This window comes from Ileibacterium valens, from assembly GCF_001945525.1.
GTDB lineage: Bacteria > Bacillota_I > Bacilli_A > Erysipelotrichales > Erysipelotrichaceae > Ileibacterium > Ileibacterium valens.
On sequence record NZ_MPJW01000031.1, the window covers coordinates 1 to 4,749 of the forward strand.

Here is a 4,749-nt window from a genome sequence, read left to right on the forward strand (position 1 = left end):
TATCGTATTCGTGAGGCTTGAAGCCGAAAAATGGCTGATTCCAGATAAAAATTTCTGGTAGATTCTGAACACCACGATGAAGTGCGGAGCAATTCGCGCTTCTATCTGCTTAACTTAATGACATTGGACAGATATTTGAAAATAAACGTTTTTCTTTCTCTTAATCTTTTATCTTCTGCTTATCTATTGAGGTTTAATTTTTCTATGCAATCTATGAAGTGATAAGAAATAAAATTGAATGTAAATAGTCTTTTTCGTGAAGTTTAACAACCAAAATACTGCAAAACGATCTGCCGGTTTCTATAGCTGTAAGACAGGCAGCAGGACCTGAAGCATCAAAACATAGAACCTGAACAACTCAATCTATAATTAAATCAACAACTGTAAAAAGTGATGAAAATCAGTAAGGAAAGGATGGCTTCATATGAATCAGAAACAGATTAAGATCCTGGGCTGGGTTGCTTCGGGAATGTCGATTTTGATGTATGTTTCTTACATTGCGCAGATCATAAATAATCTAAACGGACATAAAGGCAGCTGGATACAGCCGGCGGTGGCTACAATTAACTGTATTCTCTGGACAATTTATGCTCTGAAAACCAAACCGATGCAAAAAGCGATTGCAGCAGCGAATATCCCTGGTATTTTTCTGGCAGCCGCAACCGTATTTACCAGTTTTTGACTGTAAACCTGCATGATGGAAATTTAGTAAGTTTTCTGTTCAAGATTGGATTTATATGGAAATATCTATATTGAATTTTGACAAACAATGGATAAAGCAAAAGCTGAAAGTGAGGTCGAGATAATGAATGAAAGAAAAGTGTGTCTGATAACAGGCGGTGGAAAAGCACTCCTTAAGGATGGAAAACCCGGAGCGATCGGTTATGGAATTGCTCATGCGTTTGCACAGGAAGGCTATAATCTGGTCATTACCGGACGCAATGTCAAGAAGCTGGAAAATGCAAAAGAAGAACTGGAATCTTTATACAACATTGAAGTTTTACCTGTTCAGGCTGATGTCTACAGCGGAAATGCCAACGAAGATACGGTAAAAAACGTGATCGAGTCTGCGATTGGAAAGTTTGGACGTCTGGATGTTTTGATTAATAATGCCCAGGCTTCTGCTTCGGGCGTTCCGTTAATTGAACATACGACCGAACAGTTTGATCTGGCGATTTATTCCGGCCTCTATGCCTGCTTCTACTATATGAAAGCCGCATATCCATATCTCAAGGAAACCAGAGGAAGTGTAATAAACTTTGCTTCTGGAGCCGGTCTTTTCGGAAACTTTGGCCAAAGCGCCTATGCGGCAGCCAAGGAAGGAATTCGCGGACTGAGTCGGGTCGCCGCGACTGAATGGGGAAAGGATGGCATCAATGTTAATGTCATCTGTCCTCTGGCATGGACCAGTCAGCTTGAAAACTTTGCGGAAGCTTATCCGGAAGCCTTTAAAGCCAATGTTCATATGCCTCCAATGGGACATTATGGTGATGTAGTAAAGGAAATTGGCCGCGTATGTCTTCAGATCGCCGGTGAAGACTTTAAATATATGACTGGAGAAACAATTACTCTGGAAGGCGGACTCGGACTTCGCCCATAACGCGATGAACCTGATGCCCTGTAAGACAAAAGTCAAAAGCATAAAATACGAGAATTCATATGCAAAAACAGAAATTTGATACCGATCAGAAGGTCGAACTGGCCAGAAAAAATGGAATCGATCTGATTGATGTTCGTGATCAGGAAGAATATGAAAAAGAGCATATTCCCGGAGCGATTAATATACGCTGGACAGAGATTCAGAATCATGAAGTGAAACCTGGAAGTTATCTTTACTGCAATAGCGGCAGAAAATCGGAAATCGCCAGACAGACTCTGGCTAAAAAGAATATTCAGACCGAAAACATTGGTGGAGTCCACTTCTATTCTGGTAAGCTGACGAATGAATCAAATCATTGAATGATCGCATTTAGCCAGAAAGAACTTCCTTAAGAGAGATCATTCATCTGGCTGAAGGACAGAAGAATTAAAAAGCTTACGTGAAAAGAGTTTCTGGTTATCTCGTAACCATATTCTATTGAGAGGTTCTTATATGAACAAAAAGAGATTACTTTCCTGTTTGAGTGTCTGCCTTTTAACGGGATGTCAGAGTTCAAATGAAAAACTTTCCATCATTGAACTGGTCCCTGAAGCTGATAAGGTGCTGGAAAATGAAAAGACACGAATTGATGTAAAAACAGATGCTGCCAATGTTAAGCTGACTGATTCAGACTTCGATGCTGGAAAGGGAGAAATTGAGGCCGAAGATGGATATGTGATGTTCTCGGCGGAAGAGACTGGAACTTATACGATTAAGGCTTCAAAAGATGGCGTGGAAAGTAATCCAGTCACGATAGAAGTGGTTGCTCAGGCCAATCCGGACGACCAGCAAAGTTCTGAAAGCAAGGATCAGCAGGTTAAAGATGACTCTGTAAATGCAGCAAAACAGGATTCTGATGACAAAACTCAAAACTCTTCGAATCAAAGCTCTTCTGCAGCTCAGAACAAAGCGGATTCAGGTGATTTGAGTACAGAAAAAGATAGTGATGAGCAGACAGTGAATCCATCTGCTTCTATGGATGAGAATACAAAGAGTCAGAGTCCGATTCAGACAGATCTTAATTCTGTGATGAAAGATCCCGAATCTTATCTGAATCAGACGATCGATCTGGTGCTGATGGTTCCACAGGATCTTCCGGATTCAAAACAGGCTGTGCTCTCCGATGGAACAAAGCTCAGTGTCTTGCTTTCTGAAGATGGAAAGAACGCTATCCCTGTGCTGAACTATAATGACTTCAGCAACTGGGGCGTTAAAAATGAAGTTATTGGAGTTTTCAAAAAACAGAACGCAGGGGATTACAACTATGTTCTGAAGATCAATGATGTCATCCCTCAGTCTCTGATGAGCTCTGCAAATTCTTTTGGGGGAACATATGTAGGTGCGCCGGTTTCGTCCATGCCTTCAAGTGGTACATTTGAATTTTCCGCAGATGGCGTAAACATTCGGAATGGGGATCGGGGACTGGAAGGTGAGAAAACAGGCCTGGTTTATAACGCTGGAATGAAAGTTCATTATGACAAAGTCTATCAGAAAGATGGATATACCTGGATCAGCTATATCGGTAACAGTAAGGCAAGACGTTCAGTAGCCGTAGGAAATGATCAGAATCTGGAGTATGGATTCGTCTGCTCAGATTGATTGTTGATCCAGTAAAATGACATAAACTCAACGCCAAAGCGGATTTAAACCAGAAATACGAATCAATAAAAAAAATGAAATAAACACAGGCAGCAGACTTTGGTTCATCGTTTGCTGCCTGCTTATTTTTATCCAGATAAGTTGTCTGTTTTGCTGTCACTGTTGAAGCAAAGTATTTTGCGGGATAGATGAATTCGAAACAAGAAATACCTTACGGGTGCAAAAGCTGGAATTTAAATTCTGATTTCAATGCCAGTTTGAGTAATTTCAATGAGATCATAAGTAAAATTCGCCTATAATCGAAATGATTGATGAAGAAAATGATTGACGAATAGGGAGGATCTGTATGGAGAGAAACCGTGACCAGAGCTGCGATCGAATCGTGGACTATGTCAAACAGGGAATTCTTCATGGTGAATTATTTCCTGGAGACAAGCTCCCCCCTGAAAGAGAACTGGCAGAACAACTTGGCAGCAGTCGGAATTCAGTCAGAGAAGGACTGAAGGTACTGCAGAATATGGGAGTGATCAGCGCTTCTCAGGGCAGCGGGAATTATATTTCCCAGAATTTTCAGCAGACCATCTCGGAAGTCCTGTCCTTTCTGTATTTTTTAAACGGAATGGATGAAGCGGAAGTTACGGAATATCGTTGGATGATTGAAAAAGAGGCCCTTGATCTAGCTGTTAAATATATCACCGAAGAGCAGAAGGAACAGCTGAAAATCAGTCTGGCAGGATTGAACGCCGCTAAAAATGAAGAAGAAAAAATCCAGTATGACAAGCAGCTTCATCATACAATGGTCCTGGCTTCTCAGAATACGTTTCTGATTGCCAACTATGAGGCGCTGACGGAGTTTATGGACAAATATATCGAAACGATGCGTCAGAAAATTATTCGAGGAATGGAGAGTTCAAATGAGCTCGAATATGCTCATCGTCTCTTAGTTGAAGGATTGACCAATCATGATTTGAACAAGGCCCGTTTGGGACTTGAAAATCATTTTGGTTATATCGAAACCTATAAAAACATTTAAAATATTCAACATTTAAATCAAAAGGGGCTGTTAAATTTCTGACAGTCCAAAAATAAAAAGAGGCACCTGATCCGTAATGGATGAGGTGCCTTTTTTGGTAAAATATGTTCATGATCAATAAACAAAATTACCAAACACACTATAACTCGTAAGTTCTTTATATTTGACGGGGTTAAACCCTCCGGTGACCGTTGTTAGATTATCTACAACGAAACTGGAGGATTTTTCATTATGCCGAATTATCACTATGCGTCAACCAGAAAAGGAAACCGGGAATTCTGGACCAGACAGGTTCAGGCTTATCACCTGTCCGGACTTTCTCAGAAGGAGTTCTGCCAGAAGAATGGCTTGATCTATACCTCTTTTGGCTACTGGAAACGCAGATTGGAAAGGTCTGCGAAAGCTGAAGGAATAGAGTTTGTAGAGATTGATGCCGCTGCTGTCGCAGAAAACTCTGCCGCTATTACTCTGTCTGTCG

The 4,749-nt window shown here is 40.9% G+C and carries 6 protein-coding genes; all 6 read left to right on the forward strand.

Going from position 1 to position 4,749, the window contains the following annotated elements:
• Nucleotides 1-424: 424 nt before the first annotated feature.
• Nucleotides 425-682: a SemiSWEET family transporter gene (locus tag BO222_RS00865; protein WP_075817536.1), complete on the forward strand. Its 258-nt coding sequence runs from the start codon at nt 425-427 to the stop codon at nt 680-682.
• A gap of 123 nt (nt 683-805) precedes the next feature.
• A complete protein-coding gene (locus BO222_RS00870; protein ID WP_075817545.1) occupies nt 806-1,600 on the forward strand; it encodes an SDR family NAD(P)-dependent oxidoreductase in 795 nt (264 codons plus the stop codon).
• Between the two features lie 59 nt (nt 1,601-1,659).
• Nucleotides 1,660-1,959 carry a rhodanese-like domain-containing protein gene (locus BO222_RS00875; RefSeq protein ID WP_075817538.1) on the forward strand — a complete coding sequence of 100 codons (300 nt, stop codon included), beginning with the start codon at nt 1,660-1,662 and terminating at the stop codon, nt 1,957-1,959.
• A 133-nt stretch (nt 1,960-2,092) separates the two neighbouring features.
• Nucleotides 2,093-3,238, forward strand: a complete 1,146-nt coding sequence (locus tag BO222_RS00880; RefSeq protein ID WP_075817540.1) for an SH3 domain-containing protein — start codon at nt 2,093-2,095, stop codon at nt 3,236-3,238.
• A 346-nt stretch (nt 3,239-3,584) separates the two neighbouring features.
• Entirely contained in the window at nt 3,585-4,271 is a 687-nt protein-coding gene (locus BO222_RS00885) for a FadR/GntR family transcriptional regulator (protein ID WP_075817542.1), read from the forward strand.
• Between the two features lie 231 nt (nt 4,272-4,502).
• The coding region (gene tnpA, locus BO222_RS00890; protein ID WP_198931971.1) for an IS66 family insertion sequence element accessory protein TnpA at nt 4,503-4,749 on the forward strand (247 nt) is incomplete at its 3' end.

Coding starts and splice junctions, on each gene's coding strand:
- BO222_RS00865 (WP_075817536.1), top strand. CDS start 425: ATGAATCAGAAACAGATTAAGATCCTGGGCTGGGTTGCTTCGGGAATG.
- BO222_RS00875 (WP_075817538.1), top strand. CDS start 1,660: ATGCAAAAACAGAAATTTGATACCGATCAGAAGGTCGAACTGGCCAGA.
- BO222_RS00885 (WP_075817542.1), top strand. CDS start 3,585: ATGGAGAGAAACCGTGACCAGAGCTGCGATCGAATCGTGGACTATGTC.
- BO222_RS00880 (WP_075817540.1), top strand. CDS start 2,093: ATGAACAAAAAGAGATTACTTTCCTGTTTGAGTGTCTGCCTTTTAACG.
- BO222_RS00870 (WP_075817545.1), top strand. CDS start 806: ATGAATGAAAGAAAAGTGTGTCTGATAACAGGCGGTGGAAAAGCACTC.